Raw genomic sequence first — 22,109 nt, forward strand, 5'->3', positions numbered from 1 at the left:
CCCTGCTTCTTTTACCACCCTTGCCCACTGCCTTGTATCTAGTGCTGTAGGGTTAAAACTGGACGCAGGCTCATCACCAAGCCCCCACTCCATATCAGTAAACGTGTTCATATTAAAGTGGATAAACGCATAGTATTCCAGCTTTTGCCAGGCCAATTGCTCAGCCGAAGGCAAAGGCCCCACCGGGTCTGGTGGCGCCACATTCTGCGTGCATGCCAGGGTAGTAAACAGGGCGAATACGCCAACAATTATCTTTTTCATAAGAACAGGTATTTCTAAAATCTGCTGTGGGTTTAAAGCAATGGACACTTACAAGTAACTGAAATTAGCATGGCCAGGCAACTCAAAATAAAGGCAGAGCATAGTAGCCAGATAAATTTGCCCCGGTATTACAAAAAAAGAGGCCGCCTCAAAGGTCAGAACCAGACCATTCCGAACCTGTCTCTCGACAGGTAAATTCTCGGTGACCTTAAACCAACTTTTGAGACAACCTCTTACTTATGTATTAGCTCAACTTTCTAATTATCACCACCAATGGGCGAAAAGTCTACCTCTTTTACTGCCTTCAGGTAAGCTTCCCAATTGGCACTATACCATTCCTCTACTTTTTGTTTTACCTCTTGCAGTTGGTTGGAAGCCCTTTCTAACAGTCGCTGTTGGGTTGGCCCCGGTTTATCATAAGAACCGCTCACCGATCTCATGGCCGTAAACACATGAGAAAGTACAGGAGTAGGCCCATCGCCACCACCTCCAAAGAAACCTCTTCCACTACTACCTATGAGTCCTTGTAGTTCTTCCAGTTGCTTTTTCACATCGTTGCTCTTGGTGCGTAGGCCATTGTATTGTGGCCCTCTCTTACCCTGAAGGGCAGCAATTACCTTGTCAACCGACTGAATACTTTCATTGACCTTACCACTCAGCTGCATCACCTCGTTAGAAACCACGCCAATCTGCCGCAACATATCTCTTCGGGCAATCAGGGCATCCATTGAGAACTCTTCTCTTGGATCCATTTTAAACTCAACAGTGGTTTCGTCAGAAGCACCATCTACTGTAATTTTCACCCTATACTGACCGGGCAAGGCAGGAGTTCCGCCTCTGAAGAAGCGACTGGCAAACTGATTGGGAGAATCTTCTGTATCATCTTCCGATTCCGGAGGGTCTTCATCGAATCTCCACTCCGCCACGTTCAACCCATCTTGAACCGGTACAGAAAGAGTTCTAACCACATTTCCCTGGGCATCCATAACTTCTACCGTTGCCTGAGGACCTCTCTGACCTCCACGGCCTCCACCAAAGCGACCATTACCACCACCTCCGGCACCGGCTCTTGCTCTAAAGGCGGCCATTTGCTCTTCAGTTGGCTGACCTCCTCCCGGGCGTGCTCCTGCAGGCCTTTCGGGCGTAGCAGGCTTTTTAGCAAAAAACTTAATCAGTGCTGCCCCATTCGATCGGTTTTCTCCTTCATAGGTTGCGCTACCCGGATTGGCAGGACCATTGGCCGAACGGTTGCTCACCATGTAGGCCGTAACGGTCGGTATGGCTGTAACTTTTGCAGCGGCTACCGTAGCCTGCCCTTTTGAAGCCAATACCCGCAATGGGTTAATATCATCAAGCACCCATATTCCTCTTCCAAAAGTTCCTATCACCAGATCGCTCTCCCGTTCCTGAATCACCAAATCCATAGTAGACACACTGGGGTATCCATTATTGAATTTGCTCCAGGTTTTCGCTCCATCTATACTAATGTAAAGACCATGCTCTGTTCCGAAAAACATCAGATTAGGCTCCACCGGATCTTGCACATATGAGAGGGCATAGCCAAATACATCGGACTCCTTTACCAATGGTTCCCAGGTTTTACCGTAATTTCTGGTACGCATGAGGTACGGTTTAAAATCGAACCTACGGTAATTGTTAATTACTGCTACTGCTTCCCCGTCATTATAGCGTGAAGCTTTTATTTGAGCCACCCAGCTGCCTGCCGGCACTCCTTTAAGGTTAGAGGCCACATTGGTCCATGTATTGCCACCGTCTCGGGTAATCTGAATATTACCGTCATCCGTTCCTGCCCAAATCACCCCTCTTTCCCTAGGGCTGGGTTCTATAACCAATATAGTGGTGTAGTTTTCAGCTCCAGTAGCATCACGGGTCAATCCACCGCTTTCATTCTGCTTTTGCTTTTCCGGATCGTTAGTAGTCAAATCCGGTGAAATGACCGTCCAATCGTCACCCTTATTCGTGCTTTTATGTACAAACTGACTACCAAAATAAATGGTACTGTTATCGAACGGATCTTGTGCTATTGCGGCATTCCAGTTGAATCTAAGGTTCACCCCTGGGTCTTCATGTGTTGGTTTAATGAATTTTGAACGTCCTGTAACCTTATCGTACCTCAACACATTTCCTTGCTGCGACATGGCATAACCATAACGCGAATCGTCAGGATCGGGCACCACGTCAAAGCCATCACCTCCCGCTACGGACATAAAGTAGTCGTTCCGTATGCCGTCTCTGGTCCAAATGTAGGCAGGCCCGGTCCAGCTACCATTATCTTGCAGACCTCCATACACATTGTAAGGAATCTCGTTGTCTACTGCGACATGATAAAACTGCCCCAGTGGAAGATTCTCTACAAATTGCCAGGTTTTTCCCATGTCGCGGGTAATGGCCATTCCCCCATCGTTGCCCAAAATCATATACTTAGGGTTGTCTGGGTGAATGTACAAGGCATGATTATCTACGTGAATCAGGTTATTTGGAATAAGCCGCTCGAATGATTTTCCACCATCTTCACTTCTGTTCACGTAGGTGAAGATGCTATACAGTCTGTTTTCGTTCTGAGGATCTACATAGATATCGAAGTAATAAAATGGGCGATTGCCAATCTCCGATTTATTGTTAATCATAGTCCACTTAAAACCCCCATCATCTGAACGATAAAGCGCGTTTTCTTTGGCTTCAATAATGGCATATACTCTATTAGGATTGTTAGTGGCAAAGGCCAATCCCATTCTACCCAAATCTCCCTCGGGCAAACCATTCTTTTCAGCAGTTTGTTGGGTCCAGGTTTTACCACCATCAAGCGTCATATACAGTCCGGAACTCGGACCTCCTGATTCAAAAAACCATGGCTTTCTGCGGTGCTGCCACATGTTCACCAATAGCTTGTTGGGGTTGGCCGGATCCATCACCATGTCACCCACCCCTGTCATCTGATCTACATAAAGTATCTTCTTCCAGGTTTCGCCACCATCGGTAGTTTTAAATACACCACGCTCTTCATGGTCTCCCCAGGGAGAACCAATAGCTCCAATGTAAACTGTATTCGGGTCATCGGGGTGAACGATAATTCGGTGCACATTGCGGGTTTTTTCCAGCCCCATGAGCTGCCAGGTCTTGCCAGCATCGAGGCTTCGGTACACACCATATCCTCCCGTTAAACTATTTCTTGGGTTACCTTCTCCGGTACCTACCCATACCACATCGGGGTTTTTCTGACTAACGGCAACAGCACCTATCGATAAAGCCAGCTCAGAGTCAAAAATAGGCTCCCAGGCAATACCTCCGCTCTCCGATTTCCATAAACCACCGGAAGCTGAACCGGCATAAATAATTTCAGGTTGATCTCGCACCACATCTACCGTGGTGATTCTGCCACTCATACTGCCAGGGCCAATGCTCCGGGGTTTAAGCGACTCCATAGCACTAAAGTTGATTTGCTGTGCCTGCACTGAAAACATCAGTAAAAAAGAGGCTACAACCATCATCCAAAAGCGCTTTTGGCGATGATTAGAATGTTGAAGATTCTGCATAGTTTAAAAAGGTTGATTTCGCTTTGGACAAGTAAGTAATTGAAAAGTTTATTGCCTGATTTGAAAATGGTATGAGCGGTAAGCCCAATGGTCCAGCTGCTACCATTCAAAGCGAGCTCCTTGGGCAAGTGGTGGCTTCTTAGTAAATTCCTCAGCCTTAAACTATAAGACCATGAACATCTCTCAACTCACCTCTTGTTTATCACTATTTTTCTGCCTCACACTCTCTCTTTCTGCTCAGGTTTCCGATAAGCTCGAAATGCTGGACATCTTTAATCTGGAGTATGTTTCTGACCCTCAAATTTCGCCCGATGGCCAGCGCATAGTATATGTAAGAAACTTCAAGGACATAATGACAGATCGTAACCTGTCGAATCTATGGATTGTTAATTTCGATGGAAGTCAAAATCGGCCATTGACCACAGGAGAACAAAGCGACCGATCGCCAGTATGGTCGAATGATGGCTCAAAGCTGGCCTACATCTCCAACAAATCGGGAAAAACAGAACTGTACTTGCGCTGGATGGACACCGGTCATGAAATGGTTCTGGTCAATTCGGAAAAAACTCCCGGTAATATCACCTGGTCTCCTGACGATAGGTTTCTAGCATTCAGCATGTTTGTTTCGGAGTCCCAAGCCTCTCCTATTAAAATGCCAGCAAAACCAGCCGGAGCGGAATGGAATGCTCCGCCCAAGTATGTAGACAAACTGGTTTGGCGAATGGATGGTGTGGGTGAGCTCCCCTCAGGGCACCAGCAGCTCTTTACCGTACCCGTTTCGGGTGGAACACCCCGGCAGCTTACCAGCGCACCCTATAACCACTCTTCTCCGGAATGGAGCAAAGATGGCCGACTGATTTACTTTAGTGCCAACATGCGAGAAGATGCTGAACTGGAAGCTCAGGACTCTGACATTTACACCATAGAGCTTAGCACAGGAGCCATTAAGAAAATCACTAACCGCTACGGCCCGGACAGCAGCCCGAAAATATCGCCAAACGGAAGGCAACTGGCCTATTTGGGGTATAACGATGAATACAAAGGCTACCAACTGAGCCGACTGTACGTTGCTGAAGCCAACGGAGCCAATCCGAAGTTAATTTCCGGTAATCTGGATAGAGACGTGAACAGTATTCACTGGGCAGCCGATGGCAAAAGTCTTTATTTTCAGTATGTAGACAAGGGACATACTAAAATTGGCAACATCACGCTGGACGGTAAAGTTACAGAAGTTGCCGCTGGTTTAGGCGGAATGTCTCTCGGAAGGCCCTATACCTCGGGTGCCTATAGCATAGCCAGGAATGGACGCTATGCCTATACCTGGGCCGAAACTCACGAACCAGCCGATTTAGGAGCCGGAGAAGCAGGTAAAAATAAGCGACTGACGTGGGTAAACGAAGACCTCTTCGGACACAAAAAACTGGGCGCTATTGAAGAAATATGGTACAAATCATCTGCCGATGGACTGGACATTAATGGCTGGATAGTAACTCCTCCGGATTTTGATCCGGGTAAGAAATACCCATTGATTCTTGAGATTCATGGAGGTCCATTCTCAAGCTATGGCCCCGTATTTTCTGGCGAAATTCAACTGATGGCTGCAGCCGGATATGTAGTGCTTTATACAAATCCCAGAGGCAGCACCAGTTATGGTGAAGCCTTTGGCAATGAGATTAACAAAAATTACCCCAGCCATGACTATGACGACCTGATGTCTGGTGTGGATGAGCTTATAAAACGGGGCTATATCGATGAAAATCAACTCTTTGTCACCGGAGGATCAGGAGGCGGTGTGCTTACCTCATGGATTGTTGGCAAAACTAATAGGTTTAGAGCTGCTGTAGTCGCTAAACCGGTCATTAACTGGTACAGCTGGTCGCTCAATGCAGATATGTCGGCCTTTGCTACCCGCTATTGGTTTGAGAAAAAGCCTTGGGAAGACCCTGAAAAGTACCTCAAACACTCTCCTATTTCGCTGGTAGGGAATGTAACTACTCCTACCATGCTTTTAACAGGAGAAGCCGACCTGAGAACACCTATTCATGAGTCGGAGCAGTTTTATACGGCTCTTAAGCTAAGAGGCATAGAAACGGCTATGGTCCGCATTCCGGGAGCATTTCATGGCATTGCAGCCCGCCCCAGCAACCTCATTGCCAAAGTGTCGGCCATACTCACATGGTTTGACAAATACCGTACTGAAACGGTAGATCTGGAGAGAAAAAGATAAACTCCAAATACAGGGAAGCACAGGGCGTTTATTTGCCTTGCCTGAGTCTACTAAAAAAGGAATCGCGATAAGCCTGGCTCAACGGAATTTTAGATTTACCAATACTCACCTGATGCGCCTCAAAAGAATTGAGGTGCTTCAGGTTGATGAAGTATGACTTATGGATTCTTACAAAGGGGGCCGGCAGGCTGGCTTCCAATTCTTTCATGGTTTGAAGGCTCATAATTTTGCCTTTAGCCGTATGGTAAGTCACATAATTGCCACTACCTTCTAAAAAGTACACCTCATCCACAGATACTTTATGAGTTTCGGTACCGCTTTTAATTAACAGATAGGTTTCTTCATTACCCACAGGCTCTACTGAAGTAGTCAAAGGCTTTGTCTGGGCCATAGCTCGCTCGCAAGCCTTTACAAAACGCGCAAAGTCTACCGGTTTCAACAGGTAATCTACGGCCTCTACTTCAAACCCCTCTACGGCATATTCCGAATAGGCCGTGGTAAAGATTATTTTAGGAGGTTTTTGAAGAAGCCGGGCTAGTTCCATTCCGCTAAGATCGGGCATGTTAATATCCAAGAACATAAGGTCTACCGGATGCTTTCTGAGATAGTCGAGTGCATGCATGCCATGCCGGAAAGTGGCTACAAGTTCAAGCCCCGGCACTTTACCAATATAATCGACCATTACTTCCAAAGCCATAGGTTCGTCTTCAACAGCAATTGTCTTAAAGGGTTGCACCATTACATTGTTCATTAGTTCTTACAATCTACTTTCAATTGCACGCGATACCAATTTTCTTCTGTGCTTATCTCCAACTGGTGTTTTTCCGGGTAAATTAATTTGAGCCGTTGTGTGGCATTTTGCAAACCTATACCCCCAACCTCTTTAGAGTTGACCTTATGAATAGTGTTCTGCAGGGTAAACAGAAGATGCCCGTTTTCTACCTTACAGTTAAGCGCTATAGCCGATGGCTTAGTCAGTGAAATACCATACTGAAAGGCGTTTTCTACGAAAGGAATAAGTAAAAACGGAGCAATACGCAAACTCTCATCATCTTCCGGCCAGGTGCAGTTGATGGTTATAGGGTCACTCTCCTGAAATCGTAACTGTTGCAATTCAATGTAATTCTGAAGGTACTCCATCTCTTTCCGCAGTGAAACCCTGTCGGCATTGGTTTCATAAAGCATGTAGCGCATAATACCCGCCAGCCTTGCTAGTTGTTCGGCTGTGGTATAATCGCCATTCTTTCTACTCATGGCAAACAAGTTATTGAGCGTATTAAAGAGAAAGTGCGGGTTAATCTGTGAACGCAGGAAATTAAGCTCAGAAGCCAGTTTTTCCCGCTCCAGTTCTTTCTGGTACTGCGTATCCCTAAGCCAGATCAGAAAGAATCCGTAGCCAAGTGATAGAAACAGAAAAAAGAAATTGAACACCAGCACCATACCAATTAACTCCCCATTGTACCAAGCTACCGGTCGGCCAAGTGTTTGTAGCAACAAGTAGTCGAAGGTAATTTCCAGCAGTGTGAGAAGCACAAAAGCTATTACAAGAGAAAGCACATATTGCTTACGCTTTCGTTTGGCCAGTTGCCTGGGCATCAGATAGAGCGCATTGCCATAAAAAATGACCACATTGATGATGGTTCCTACCAGCGAAGACCAAAAAAGACCTCCATCTTCTGCACTAAAATGTCCCATGGTAAGACCAAAAGCCGGCCAGGTGAGAATAAATAACCCTATCAGCCACAGACCACTCTCAAAAATGCGCAAAACGGTTTTCATAGTCGTTAAACTACAAGTTTTGACGCTTATCTCCTGCTACTATTGATGAAAGCCCGGTAACAATGGATAAACCCGCACTTTGGATTGACAAGACCGACTCATCAATTATTTCAGGCCTTACAACCAGCATTTGGCATCGTTGATGGATTTCATTTTTGTGGTATGCTCAACAAACCTAGTTTTGACCAAAACTCAGAAAATGAAACAGTTATATACTTTAATGATGGCCCTACTGGTTTGTACAACCGGTCTGGGACAAACAAACAAAAAAGAATCGATCGACCGATTTTTGGAATTGCTCCACGAAAACCAACAAAATATGGGGGTGGTAGCCATTTATACCAATGGCAAGGAAGAGTATAGCAAGGCTGCCGGATGGATTAACGCAGAGAATAAGAAGCCGTTGGCCGGTGACACCCGATTCCGAATTGGTTCCATTAGCAAGATGTTTACTGCGGTGCTGGTTTTCCAGTCTATTGAAGCCGGGCAATTGAGTTTGGATACTAAGTTATCGAAATTCTACCCGGGCATAAAAAATGCCGATCGGATCACAATTTCCCATATGCTTCACCATAAAAGCGGTATCCCCAACTTCACCAGTTCACCGGTGTATCGCGAAAAAATGTATAAGGGCATGACTGAAAAAGAGGTGATAGCCCTTATCGAAAGCCTGCCTGTGGAGCTAGAGCCCAATGCACAAACTTCATATTCCAATTCTAACTATTACCTTTTGAGCCGCATTTTAGAAAAGGTTACTGGTGAGTCTTTTGCCAGATTGCTGGATAAAAAAATCAGCCAACCTCTAAAACTCACGGCAACAAGCTATGGTAAGAAGATCAATGAAGCCGGTAATGAGGCTCACTCTTATAGTTTCGATGCCGCCAGTGGCAGCTGGAAACGCATGGAAGAAACTGAAATGGGTATACCTCAAGGTGCAGGAGCCGTAGTATCGAACACCAGGGATCTGGCTACTTTTATTCAAGCACTTTTCGAGGGCAAACTTATATCGACAAAAAGCCTGAATGATATGAAAGCTATTGACCAGGGCTTAGGGCGCGGCATGATGGTCTTTCCCTTTTACGATCGGGTGGCCTATGGTCATAATGGGTCTATCGATGGATTTGAGTCGAGCCTGGCCTACTTTCCTGAAGAAAAAACGGCCTTGGTAATTTTATCGAATGCCGTTGGAGAATATGGGTTTAATAATGTGGCCTTGGGAGTGCTAAGCTACTGGTTCGACAAACCTTTTGAACTACCAAGCTTTTCAGACAAACCGGTTGAGTTGAGTTCAGAACAACTAAAGGCTTTCGAAGGCACCTTTGCCAATAGCAACTTGGGCATGAAAATTAAGCTTTGGGTTCAGGATGGAGCCCTGATGGCTCAGGCAGAAGGACAGTCGGGTTTTCCTCTGGCGGCCTTCGAAAACGATACGTTTAAGTTTTCTGCAGCTGGCATAGTCATTAAATTCCATGAGAACCGCGATAAGTTTACCCTACTGCAAGGTGGCGGTGAGTTTATCTTCGAAAAACAATAGTTATACGGACAGAAAATACGGCTTAGAGACTCAATTGACCTATTTTCTATGAAGCCCCCAACCGATAGGCATTCTATCGGGAAAGGGGCTTCTTTAATGGCCGACACTAGCCCCTTTTGCACACCCTTGTAAACTCACAATAGCTGCAACGCTCCAAATCATCTGTTTGGGTAAAAGGTACGGAAACATCGTAAATCTCCTGAACAAGCTCTTGCAGTCTCTCCGAAAAGGCTTCAATTTCAGCATCATCAAGTGTTTCACCGCCTTTGAGCCACTGGGTGCCTTCTCTAAGACTTTTCAGTGTAGTGATACCCACTTTTATGGGTTTCTGTACGTGGGGACGCACCAATACGGCATACAAATAGGCCTGAAAACCCGATTTGTACTTGGGCTCATTGAAATGAAGTTCGAGTATTTCTTCGTCCGGCTTCGGGGAACGACCCCTCGGCACAAAATCTACCCTACCGGTTTTATAGTCGGTAATACGCAACACTCCATCTTTCTCGTCAATCCTGTCTATGGTTCCACTTATCCGAACAGTGCCCTTTCCTTCTACCTTTACCAGCTGTTCATAGCCATCTTCTTCTAACCCTATTACCTCAAAAGGTGCATCGGCCATGTCTAAGTCCAGCACCTTTTGTATCAGTTGCTCCATCACCTCTTTGGTTACCAGATCTCGTCCGGTAAGCTGTTGGTGGTCTTGAATAATCTTGTTTCGGTGCAAAGAGTCAATAAGCTGTTTCTCTACCTGTGCTTTGAGCAGCTTTATTTGCTCTGAGCCAATAGACCGGCCAACCCAGGGTCGGTAGAGGTACTCCAACACCTCATGAACCACAATGCCCAGATTGCGGGCATCAATATCCTCTTCCACATCTTCCTGCTCTTTAAAACCGGCCACGTTTTTCAGGTAAAACTTAAGCGGACAGGTAACATAGTTGGTCAATGAAGTGGGCGATAAAAACTTTGATTGCCCGGCCTCTGTCGTAAACCGGCCAAGCAAACGCATTACTTCTTCACTCTTCTGTACCTCAACCACCTCTGTTTCTGCCGCATCGGGTATCCAGCCCTCGTAGTTTTTTTCTTCAACCCGATAATGGCTTAGAGGAGCATATCGTTTCAGTTGCTGCAAAATAAACCGACTCTTCTCCCCAGAAGAATCTGCCTCGGTAGTGTTATCGTACACCCAATGTATTTGTTCAGCCCGCTGCATAAGTCGCTTAAAGTGGTAGGCATAAATGGCATCTTGTTCTTCGAAGGTGGGTAGCCCAAACACCCTTCGTAGTCCGTAAGGAATATATGAGTTGAGATTTCTGGCGGTGGGTAACTTGCCTTCGTTGGCCGAAAGCACCACCACCTGTTTAAAGTCAAGGGTTCTTGTTTCCAGAAAGCCCATAATCTGAATTCCCTGCACTGGTTCTCCCTCAAACGGAATCTTTACGGCTCTAAAGTGCTCCTGAATAATCTTTTTAATAAGCTTAAGGCTGAAGTCGGTTCTTCCTTCCAGATAATCGTTGAGTTGGTTAAGCGATTTGAGCAGAAAGTAAATAAACTCCTGATCAGTAAGTGCGGTGTTTTGTTCTTTGAACGTATAAAAAACTGCGGTGAGATAGTCTTTCAGCGCCTTATACAGGCCTTCCCAGCTTTTCTCGGCCTGCCAGAGTGTAGAGAGCTGCGAGCTCTGAATGAGTCTTGTCAACTCTGACTGACTCACTTTAGTACGCTTTTCTCTCACCGCCCATTGGCTAAACTCCTGAGATACTCCTCCATGAAAGACAGCAGCGTATGGATTGGCTAACAAAGGCCTAAGGTCGAAGGTATGAAAAACCCACTCCCCCTCCTGTTGACGGGCCTTGTGCATTAATTCCAGGTAGCTGAGCACAAAATCAAATACCACCGTAGATCGCATGGGATAGCCCATGGTTACGTTGATCTTATGTTTTTGGGCAGGCATGGCATACAACAATGGCACCAGCAGTTTTTCATCGGCCAGTACTATGGCTGTTTCTTCAGGCTTAGCTCCCCGGTCTATGAGCTCGGTAACCAAGCGTGCCCCTAGTTGTGCCTGGGCCATGTTTTGCGAAACACTGTGAAGGGTTACCTGCTTCGGCACCTCTAATGAGCGAGCATCAAAAATCAGACTCTTGGGCCACTTGGCGGTGTACTCTCTCAGAAAATTCCCGGCCTCCTCTTTCTTTTCTTGCAGGTAATACGAGTCGGCATCCCAATAGAGCTGCGCCTTACCCGATTTTACCAGAGCATCGAAAATCAATTCTTCTGATTTACTCAGTGCATTGAACCCACAGAAATGGTAATGTACATATCGGTGATCGAAAGATTCTTGTGTCAGTACACTGGCCAGATTTCGGTACAGCATTCCTCCATAGGCCTTTTCTTCTTGAAGCAGCGTTTCCTGGTACTGCTCATAGACAGCTCCCACTTCTTTCCATATTTTGAGAAACTCGGTGAGCAGTTTCGTTTTTTCCTGTTTTTCTGTCAGCGTTCGGTAGCGAGCTATTATTTCCCTGAATTCATCGGAATAGCCGAACACATGGTCTATTTCCTTTATGTTTTGCAAGGCTGAATATATCTTTTTGGCATCGGCCATATACCGGTCTATCTCATCGTAGTCTTTGAGAATAATCTTCCCCCAGGCATAGAAGTCATCAAACTGCAGGCTACTATCTTTCTTTTGGTAGATTTTGAAAAGGTGGAAGAGTAAGGTAAGCTCATCGGTAATGGTCAGGCCCGTCATGCGCTGCACAAACTCTTCTATGCTCAGTATGGCCGGTAGCATAAAGTTGCTTTCGCCATGCGCAGCCAATAAGGCCCTCTTAAAAAACACCCCTCCACGCTTGGTTGGAAATACAAAGCAATGATTTTTGAGCTCACCCAACTGACTAACAGAAAACTGCTCAACAAGTAACTGATGGAACGTTTTCATACACCAACCTCCCTGATTAATACCGGTTCTACATAAACCAAAAACCCGCTAACATTGGAGTATCCCATAGCCTGAATGGCATGCATATATCGCTTAACCTGCTGCTGATGCGCTTCACTTTCCACTTCTTTTTTATAATCCACCACGATGGCTTTTTCTCCCTTCAGCATCAAACGGTCGGGCTTATGCTCACGCCCCTCAAACCATAAAGTGCGTTCGTTGTACACCTCATAATCACCAGAAAACCAATCGCATAGCTTTTCTTCCTCAAAAAGTCTTTCGATTCGCTTTTCTACCTCCCGGGCTATTTCTTGGTTAAACTCTCCTGCCTGTACCCGTTGCCTCAAAACCACAGGCAAATCTTCTTTCATCAATACATCGGAGAGCACATCGTGCACCTGATTGCCCAGAGTAATGTTTCTGGCTTGTTCAGTTTGTTGAAGCATAAAAAAACGTTCGGAATCATTTCTGATACTCAGTTTTTCGAGAAAGGAATCTTCAGGATATATCTTTAACACCTCCGCATCGGAAGCCGAATCGGTGCCACTTACTTTTTCATGTTCTTCTCCCAACTCCCATTGCATTCCTCCATCGGTTTCGGTGGTCTTCATACCAATGTCCTCCACCAGATCAACCAGCAGTTGATGAATGCTTTGCCCCCCCGATCGGGTGGCCGGGGCAGAAAGATACAGCTTCTCCCGCGGGCGCGTAAAGGCCACGTAGGTTTTATTGAGAATATCTAAAGCCGACTCTTCTGCCTCACGGAGGTAATCATCGGCAAAATGAGAATCCATAAGCAGCCCCTTGCTGAAATCGAGGGGTATAAACCGAAGCTCTTGCATGTCTTCCGGAGTGTTGGAGGTCCAGAACTGATGCATTTGAGCCGGAGGCAAAATTTGCCAGTTGGTGAAGGGAATAAACACTATGGGAGCCTCAAGTCCTTTCGACTTGTGGATGGTAAGAATCCGTATGGCATTGGCATGCTCGCTGGTAGCCACCGTTTGGTTATCTCCTTCTTTTTCCCACCACTCCAGGAAACTACTTACAGAACTGCGTCCTTTTTGTCCCTGTTCGAGTACCAGATCGAGCAGTTGCTGCAGGTAAATATCAGATTGATTGCTGAAGTCAAAAATGATGAGCAATTCGCAAATAAGATCGAAAAGCGACTGCTGCTTGAGCCTGTGCATTTGCTCAAAAAAAGCCGGAGGAAAGCCTGCATCCTGCAGAGTTATTCGCTCACCCGGGCGGGTTTCTACTACGGGTTGATAGGCTTTGCCCTTCAGCCTGCAGTATAACACCATCAGGTTGAGTAAGCGTACATCGTCATTATCGGTTTGCAAGTAGGCCAATAGCTCAAGAACAAAAACCACTAAATCGCTTTGGCTGAGCTTAAGCGAATCACCGTTAATAAAAGGTACTCTGGCCTGAAGAAAGGCATTGGCCACATCTGGTATTTCGCTATTGCGATTTACCAAAACCAGCATATCACCATAGCTATAACCCAATTCGATGTTTTGAGCTATTTTAGCCATGAGGTGGCTCACAGAGGCCTCTTTCCAAAGGTCATCGTCCCAAAAAGAGACCTGTACAAAACCACCTTGCTGTTTCTTTATTTGCTGCGCATGATCTTGAAAGGCCAATTCGAAAAGTTCGCTATTTGACAACGAGTCGTTGGTCTTTAGGGCAGCAGGCAATTGGGCAAACAAAGCGTTGTTGAAAGATACAATCTGGCTAAGGCTTCTGTAATTATCTACCAGTCTCTTATCGGCATCGGCCGAATAAAAAGCACCCAGGTCTTGCCTTATTTGGGAGAGCAGAAGCCTCATATTTCCACCTCTGAAACGGTAGATAGACTGCTTTACATCTCCTACAATAAGTACCTCATGACCTTCTGAAAGGGCATTAATAATTAATGGTCTCAGGTTGTTCCACTGAAAATTGGAGGTATCCTGAAACTCATCGATCATAATGTGTTTATAGCTGCTCCCCAGTTTCTCAAAAAGAAAAGGCGCATCGGCCTCATTGAGTACTTCTTTGAGTATACGGTTGGTATCTGAGATGAGCATTACGTTGTGCTCATCGCGATAATCTTTAAGTTGCAGGTTGAGTGATTCGAGTAGCCCAAAGGCATAAATATTTCGGAGTACTGCCCTGTTGGTGTTGTAGTTTTTCCTTTCTTTTAGAATAAAATGAAGGGCTTCATTGCCTAATATGGCCAACTGCTCTTCGCCCACCTGACAGGCCAACTCAAATTTTGGGCTTTTTTTTGCTCCCCATTTCATCTCTCCATCGAGAGCCTGAATAAATCGCTTTTTATGCTCAATATCGTATTCTTCTTTTTGGAGTGCATAAAAGGCTGCTAACGGCCCTGATCGGCTATAGTTAAAATCATTCACCGTCAGACCGTATTGATTCATAAGATCAAAAGCCTTGTTGGCAAACAATCTGGCGGTATTTTCGAACTTAGCCTTTTGAGCTTTAAGCCGGTCTATTACCTCCTTTAAAACCGAGAAGTTTACAGACTGCCCACTGAACCCTTCCTGAAAGGCTTCACTAAAAAGGTTGTTTCCCAACTTCTCTATTTGGCGGTCTACATTCCAACTTTTGTCGTTTTCTATTTGCTCTTTCGAAAACAGAGTAAGCCACTCTTTTACCTCCGGCTGCTGATCAATGGTTCGAAATAGGTTTTCGATAGTCTCGGTGAGCGCCAGTTTTTGATTCATTTCTACCTCATAGCTCAAGGGCAGGTTTAGTTCACGGGCAAAGGATTTTAATACCCGGGAAAAAAAGCTGTCTATGGTTGATACTTCAAACCGACTGTATTGATGAATGATGAGATCGTATGCTTCTTCGGCCCTTGAGGCTACTTGTTGAGCATCGAACCGCCCATCAAACTCACTAAGTAACACTTGCTGTAAATCGCTGAAGTTTCCGGAAGCCAGGTCTTGAAGAGCCTTTAATATCCTGGATTTCATTTCTTCTGTGGCCTTATTGGTGAAGGTAATGGCCAGAATATGTTTGAAGTCTTGCGGATTGGCGATAAGCAGCTTTACATATTCCTTCACCAGAGTGAAGGTTTTACCGGAGCCGGCAGAAGATTTGTAGACGGTTAATGCCAAGGGTTGCTGTGTTTGACATGAAATTAATTAATGATGGCATAAACTTGGACAGTTTATCGCACCAATTTAAAACTACCTCGATAGGTTTCTTCAAAACTAACTTCATTCAACCTACCGGCATAAAAGACAATATAAGAGTAGTTGCCAGCAGGTGCCTCAGCTCCGTTGTAGTTACCATCCCAGCCCTCGGAGAGGTCTTCGGTGCTAAACACCACCGTACCCCACTTGTTGTAAATCTGCATGGAGTACTTAAGCGAACAGTCGGCAACGGGCTTAAAGGTATCGTTGGCACCATCGCCATTCGGGCTGAAAGCATTGGGGAAGAATATTTTTGGGAAACGCTCGGTCACGTCAATGGTCAAAGAGGTTTCACAGCCGTTGGCATCGACTATGCGTACATTGTAGCTCCCTTGGCTTAGTCCACTGGCATTGGCATCATCGGTAGTCGGGTTATTGCTCCAGTAAAATTGGTAGTCGGGTGTGCCTCCTTTGGCATCGATATATGCCGTACCATTGGTGGCTTGCGGACAAATAGGGTCGTTAATCAGGCTCTCTAAATCGGGTTCCAGCAATGGGGGCTCTGTAATGGTAAAACCGGTACTTACCTGGCATCCGTTCTTATCGGTAACTATTACCTGGTAGGTTCCTGCTCTCAGGTTAGTATTCACATGGCTATTGGTAGTGGTTTGAGTGTTGCCTTTTATCCAAGTAAACTCATAATCGCCATTGGCAAAAGTCACACCACCTGTCACCGTAATATCGGCCACTCCATTGGCTTCTTGAAAACAGCGTACCGGAAGAGTGACCGGCTGATCTAAAATACGTAGTTCATCGGGCTCTGCTACAGTAAAAGTTTCTGTGAGTACGCAGCCTAGTTCATCGGTAATGGTTGCAATATAGTCACCGGCCACCAGGTTATTGATTTGAGCACCCGTAAGACCATTATCCCAATTGACAGTGTAAGCACCGGGTTTACCCCCGGTTATGTTCAAGGCTATGTCTCCTGTACTTTCTCCAAAACATAAAACATCATCAATATTGGCTGTTACCTGTAGGGGTGAATAGACAACCACCTCTAGTTGATCGGAAAAACCTTCACAATCAGAGATTGCAGGGTTATATTCTCGGTACCATACCTTGCCACCGCTACCGTTGCCCCAATTTATAAAAACCTCATTGGCCGTTGGGTTAGAGTCCGGGGTAATGGTTCCTCCCTGAACAAACCACTGGTACTGCGACCCGTTAGTTTGAGGTGTAAAGTAGCGCACTCTATTTCTGTCGTCATAGCAAACCTCTGTATCGAAAGCGCCATCAGACTGAGGCAATGCCGGTTCCAATCGCTTGTTAATAATAACCGGAAGCTTAATGGTGTCACCTACGCAGCCTAAGCTATTGCGAGAAGTTACGGTAAGCGATGCCTGATCATTGGCTGCTCCCCAATTGACTGTTATGCTCTTGCCCGTGGTCGAAGAGGTTATCGTTCCTCCCTCAATACTCCATTCATAGGTATTAGAATCATCGCCAACGGCCGTATACTCAATACCTGTTACATCGGGGCAAACGGAAGCCGGGCCATTTATTTTTTCGAACTCTGTCTCCAGCACGGTCAATTGCTTAATCACTACTTCGGCTGTTCCACAAGAGCCCTGCCCATCGGAAGCCAAAAGCACCACTTCATATTCCCCGGGTTGGTTATACCTATAGGTTACACTTTCACCTTCGGCCGTATCGCCATTTCCAAAGTCCCATTGAAAGGTATTGAACCGCGGTTGTTCTCCGGCAGGAGTAATAAAAGAAGCGGAAAACTCAATCTCAGCATTTAAACAGGCTTTGTCCTGGATGACGCTGATAAACTCATCGTCTCCTTCTATCTTCAGGTTTAGATTTTCTAAGGCCACCCCGGCCGAGTAACCGAAAGATTCTGCATCTCCATAGCCATAAACAAAGGCTATTACCCCTTCTTCAGCCTCCAGTGTATGGTTTCCCCGAGAAATTTGAATACTGGCATATGCGGCATTTCCTACTTGAATAAAGCGGTTGGAAATGCTGCTGCCGTCCAGAAAAATATTATTAGTAGCTCCGGCTTCTGTAATCAGCGTCAAGTAGTATCTGTCAATCACCTCCACATCGAAGGCATTGAAGGTGACCTTATTTATGCGTTGCTCCAGAGGGCTTACCAAAATATAAAACGGGTCGGATTGGGTATTGTCGCAAGACCGCGAACGACTAAACTGCGCAAAGCTTATGGGCTTGTTAGAAGTTACGGTTCTTACCCCGCTCAAAGCCTTATTGATATAGTATTCTCCGGCATCCAGATTAATAACCGATTCGCCCGAAATATTCACCTCTGTGCCGTCTTCGGCTGCTATTATTTTAACATAGTCTCCTCCAAACCGGCTTTCATAAGGAATAAACATAAAATTTTTACCCCAGGTAGAAACAGGAAACATTTGTTCGAGCAGGTGATCGCGCGCGTCTCCACAACCACCCACATTGGTAAACACATTTCCACCAAATACCGCAATATTCTTACAATCGTCCGAATCGCTGCTCACTGACCTGACGTAGGTTCCGGTCAGGTCTCCATCGGCTTTAATGTGATATACCTCCCCCGCATTCAGCGTAACCACGGTTGACTCACCGGCAATCAACCCGTTGTAGGTATTGGTCGATGGAATGATCTCCACTTCAGAGCCATCCTGAACCCCAACAATTATCATATTGGATTCCCTGGCGGCATTGATTCGGTCACCATCGGGTTCGTAATGGGCTGTTACATAGTATTCTTTTCCCAAGGCATTGATGGGGAGAATTACGGCCGCATCGGCACTAAAACTTCGTTTATTAAGGGCATAGACCGATATGGGCTTGTCCGAAGTCACATGAAGTCCTATGGGGAAAATGCCTTCTTCGGTAGGCATAAATGTACCTGTAGGAATTTGTACGATTGACGATTCACCGGGAACCACATCAACTTCGAGATCGAATGAATTCAGCGGAGCGTTAATGCGCACCTTGGTTTCTTCCTTGGCTGAAAGGTAGATTTCTAACTGCACGTTGCCATCTTGGTTCTCCATAAAACCAAGCCAAAACTCACGCCCTTCGGTAGTTACCTGACCCCAAACGGTAAGTGTGCATAAAAGTCCTAATACGGTGCTAAATAGTCTCCTCAATTCTATTACAGCTAAGTCTCTTCTTTTACAACTATCCGCAGCATATTCACCATTCTTCCTGACGATTTACCGATGAAAGGCCATGAATACCTGTAGTAGTTGTTTACTTCAATCTACATAGATAAGGATAAAAACTAACGAATAAGCTCAAAACTCCCTCTAAATGTTTGTTCATAGGTAGTATTATTGATTTCAACTACATAAAACATGATGTAAGAGTATTTTCCGGCCGGAGCCGGCTGTCCCTGGTAGGTACCATCCCACCCCTCCTGAATATTTTCGCTGGAAAAAACAACTGTACCCCACTTGTTATAGACTTGCATGGAAAAAGACAACTCACAGTCGGTCACTGCACGAAAAACATCGTTTACACCATCGCCATTCGGGCTGAACGCATTGGGCAAATTTACCTTGGGAAAACGTTCCTCAACAGTAAGGGTATGGCTGGTCTCGCAGCCGTTGGCATCTACAATGCGCACGGTATAGTTGCCCTGACTCAACCCGGTAGCATTGGCATTGTCTGTTGTTGGGTTGCTGCTCCAGAAAAACTGATAGTCGGGCACACCGCCTTTGGCATTGATAAACACTGAGCCATTGCTGGTTTGCGGGCAAATGGGGTCGTTGATTATAGATTCAATATCGGCCTCAAGCAAGGGTGGCTCGGTTATGACAAAGCTGGTGGTGGCCTGGCATCCGTTGGCATCGGTAATCGTGACGGTGTAATTCCCTGCCCTCAGACTGGTATTTACTCTGCTGGTGGTAGTGGTGGCGTTTCCATTACTCTCCCAGGTGTAACGATATTCTCCATTGCCAAATGTGGTTCCTCCTTCCACATTCACCTCTGCCACTCCGTTGGCCTCCTGAAAGCACCTTACGGGCTGTGTGGTTACGGTTCCAACCACCTCAAGGGGCTCTGGCTCGTCTACTGTAAAAGTTTCTGTGTGCTCGCAGCCCAATTCATCAGTTATAGTAGCCGTATAGTTACCGGCCACTAAACCACTTATGGAAGTACCGGTTGCACCATTGGACCAGGCTACGGTATAGTCCGATCCTTTTCCACCGGAAATGGCCAGCGTAATTGCTCCATTGGCCTCACCATTACACAATACATCTGATATAGTTGGGGTGGGCACTATGGGCGAATAGATGGTAACCTCAAGGAAGTCGGAATAACCTTCGCAGTCGGTAATCAATGGATTATATTCTCTGTACCAAATGCGCCCGCTGGCACTATTGCCCCAGTTTACAAACACTTCATTGCTGGTTGGGTCTGAATCGGCCGTAAAGCTGCCTCCACTTACAAACCATTGATATTGCGATCCGTTGGTTCGCGGAGTAAAATAGCGTACTCTGCTTCGGTCGGTATAACACACTTCTGAATGGCTGAAACCATCGGTTTGAGGAGCGAGTGGTTCTAGTCGTTGGTCTATTTTCACATTAAGCGTAACCGTATCTCCAATGCACCCAATGGAATTAGTCACCAATACTTTCACTGAAGCATCGGCTTTGGCCACTCCCCAATCAACCCGAATATTATCTCCATTGTCCTGGGCAATCGTTCCGCCATCTACAAACCACTGGTAGGTATTACCGACCACTCCGTCTATGCTATAGGCAATATTAGTGATGTCCGGACAAACGGAAGCCGCTCCAATTATATCTCCATAGACAATATCTTCTACCTGAAAAGTTTTTGTAATGGTTTCTGAATTGCCGCATGAGCCGGTACCATCGGAGGCTATCATGGTGAGGGTATACTCTCCCGGAATAGTGTATACATGCTGAACCTCTTTACCGGTGGCCGTTGTTCCATCACCAAAATCCCATTCAAACTCCGTATAAAGTGGGTTGAGACCAGGAGGCGTTTCAAAATCAACACTGAAGTCGATAAGCGAGTTAACACAGGCTTGGCTCACAATAATTCCAATGTCTTCATCATCACCCTCCAACCTCAGGTTTAGATTTTCCAGTGATGCACCGGCCACATAGCCAAACGACTCTACCTGTCCAAAGGCATAGATATAGGCTATAAAGCCTCCACTGGAAGACAAGTTATAGTCTTGACCACGGTTGATCGTTAAGTTGGCAGCCGAATAATCGGTACCTGAAACTGCCTGAAAAACACCCGATGAAATGGCCGCTCCATCCAGAAACACGTTAGATGTATTGTTGGTGCGGGTTACAATGGTAAGGTAGTAGTCATCGAGTTGTGTGGCTTCCAGGGCGTTGAAATTGATCTCCTGAAGCTGTTGCTCGTTTGGACTGAGCATAATCATAAAGGGGTCGCCTGTACCCACTACCTGATTATTGTCGCAGCTCATAGTTAAGCTATATTGTGCCACCTGAACCGGTTTATCGGCCACAATAGATATTAACTCGTCTTCCACAAAAGTCTCATACTCACCAGCGTTGAGGGTATATTCAACCCCATTTCTGGTAAATTTTGTATCATCTTCCGAAGCCATTACCCTCAGCAAATAGGCTATGCGACCTTCGTAGGGCACTGCTATATAGTTTTTTCCCCAGGTGTTTACAGGATACATCTGTTCAAAAAGCTGATCGGCCGCAAAACCACCGGAGTAATCGGTGGTTCCCTGCGAGGCACTACAGTCTAAACCTCCGGTCACTCGGGTCCATTTGTTTCCTCCAAAAACCGCAAAATTCTTACAGTCATCAGCTTGCGCTGAAACTGAGCGTATGTAGGTTCCGGTAAGGTCGGCAAAGGCCTGCAGCTGATAAATTTCTCCACGGCTCAAGGTAATGGTAAACGGGTTTCCGGCCGGCTCACCACTTACCAAAAGTACGGAAGGAGTAATTTCAATGGTGGTATTATCTTCAGTGGCCACCACCAACAACTCTGAAGGACTAAGACTGGTTCCTATTGCATCGTTGGGACTATTTTCGAAGTAGGCCGATACATAGTACTCTTTACCAATTGAATTAATTGGCAAAACTACCGTGGCATCGGCACTGGCTTGCCGGTTGTTGAAGGCATATACACTTACGTTTTGGTTGGAAGTGACATGAACCGCTTTGCGCTCTATGGCTCCCGATGCTCGAGCGGCAAACTCGTTGTTGGTGCCAAAGCTCACTATTTCCTTGTGGGTAATACCCGGGGTTACCACCACAGTTCTTGTCTCATTGGTGTGGTAGAGAAATATTTCCACATTGGCCACTACCTTAGAGGTAATGAAAATTTCTAGCGAAGATGGCGCCTGAGCATCATTGTTCTCCATATAGCCGAACCAGAAGTCTTTACCTTCTGTGGTTACCTGAGCCCAGGTATGGGTCCAAAGCACAATGGTCAGCATGGTTATAATTAGTCTCCTCAACTTTCCACCCGGTCTAGTTAGTCGTAATCCTAAATATGATCAATTGCCCACAAATTTGAATGTAAGCAGCACTGTTTTTTGCTAGCTTCTTATTTGACTAAAGGCATAACGCTAAGTTTAGCGAAAACGACATTCTTTCTTCCGCTCATTTGCATCTTGAACGATTATTGAATTGCTTTGAGGCAAAAT

Annotated in this window: 9 protein-coding genes and 1 pseudogene; 2 read left to right on the plus strand and 8 right to left on the minus strand. The window is 45.8% G+C overall.

The window, feature by feature from the left end:
- Positions 1 to 261, minus strand: a pseudogene (locus B3763_RS04100) (alpha-L-fucosidase); the annotation flags it as partial.
- Positions 262 to 518: 257 nt separating this feature from the next.
- Positions 519 to 3,815, minus strand: a complete 3,297-nt coding sequence (locus B3763_RS04105; protein WP_348655156.1) for a VPS10 domain-containing protein — start codon at positions 3,813 to 3,815, stop codon at positions 519 to 521.
- Positions 3,816 to 3,987: 172 nt separating this feature from the next.
- Here B3763_RS04105 and B3763_RS04110 point away from each other — a divergent pair, with 172 nt between their 5' ends.
- Positions 3,988 to 6,042, plus strand: coding sequence for a S9 family peptidase (locus B3763_RS04110; RefSeq protein ID WP_286743992.1), 2,055 nt, complete (start codon positions 3,988 to 3,990; stop codon positions 6,040 to 6,042).
- A 28-nt stretch (positions 6,043 to 6,070) separates the two neighbouring features.
- On the opposite strand, the gene B3763_RS04115 is transcribed toward B3763_RS04110, so the two are convergent.
- Complete coding sequence (locus B3763_RS04115) at positions 6,071 to 6,793, minus strand: LytR/AlgR family response regulator transcription factor (protein ID WP_286743994.1); 723 nt, start codon at positions 6,791 to 6,793, stop codon at positions 6,071 to 6,073.
- The gene (locus B3763_RS04120) at positions 6,793 to 7,821 is read right to left on the minus strand and encodes a sensor histidine kinase (protein ID WP_286743996.1); all 1,029 of its coding nucleotides are present in this window, start codon (positions 7,819 to 7,821) and stop codon (positions 6,793 to 6,795) included. The genes B3763_RS04115 and B3763_RS04120 overlap by 1 nt, the downstream gene beginning before the upstream one ends.
- Before the next feature lie 199 nt (positions 7,822 to 8,020).
- Between B3763_RS04120 and B3763_RS04125 the strand changes: the two genes are divergently transcribed.
- Positions 8,021 to 9,355, plus strand: a complete 1,335-nt coding sequence (locus B3763_RS04125; RefSeq protein WP_286743999.1) for a serine hydrolase domain-containing protein — start codon at positions 8,021 to 8,023, stop codon at positions 9,353 to 9,355.
- A 106-nt stretch (positions 9,356 to 9,461) separates the two neighbouring features.
- On the opposite strand, the gene B3763_RS04130 is transcribed toward B3763_RS04125, so the two are convergent.
- The 4 genes from B3763_RS04130 to B3763_RS04145 all read right to left on the minus strand — a co-directional run bounded on the left by B3763_RS04130 (position 9,462) and on the right by B3763_RS04145 (position 21,920).
- A complete protein-coding gene (locus B3763_RS04130; RefSeq protein WP_286744002.1) occupies positions 9,462 to 12,296 on the minus strand; it encodes a PD-(D/E)XK nuclease family protein in 2,835 nt (944 codons plus the stop codon).
- Positions 12,293 to 15,415: a UvrD-helicase domain-containing protein gene (locus tag B3763_RS04135; protein WP_286744005.1), complete on the minus strand. Its 3,123-nt coding sequence runs from the start codon at positions 15,413 to 15,415 to the stop codon at positions 12,293 to 12,295. The genes B3763_RS04130 and B3763_RS04135 overlap by 4 nt, the downstream gene beginning before the upstream one ends.
- 53 nt (positions 15,416 to 15,468) lie before the next feature.
- On the minus strand, positions 15,469 to 18,588 hold the full coding sequence (locus B3763_RS04140) for a gliding motility-associated C-terminal domain-containing protein (RefSeq protein ID WP_286744008.1): 3,120 nt from the start codon (positions 18,586 to 18,588) through the stop codon (positions 15,469 to 15,471).
- A 134-nt stretch (positions 18,589 to 18,722) separates the two neighbouring features.
- Entirely contained in the window at positions 18,723 to 21,920 is a 3,198-nt protein-coding gene (locus B3763_RS04145; protein ID WP_286744010.1) for a gliding motility-associated C-terminal domain-containing protein, read from the minus strand.
- Between the last annotated feature and the right edge of the window lie 189 nt (positions 21,921 to 22,109).

This window comes from Roseivirga sp. UBA1976 (genome assembly GCF_002336325.1).
GTDB classification, from domain to species: Bacteria; Bacteroidota; Bacteroidia; order Cytophagales; family Cyclobacteriaceae; genus Roseivirga; species Roseivirga thermotolerans.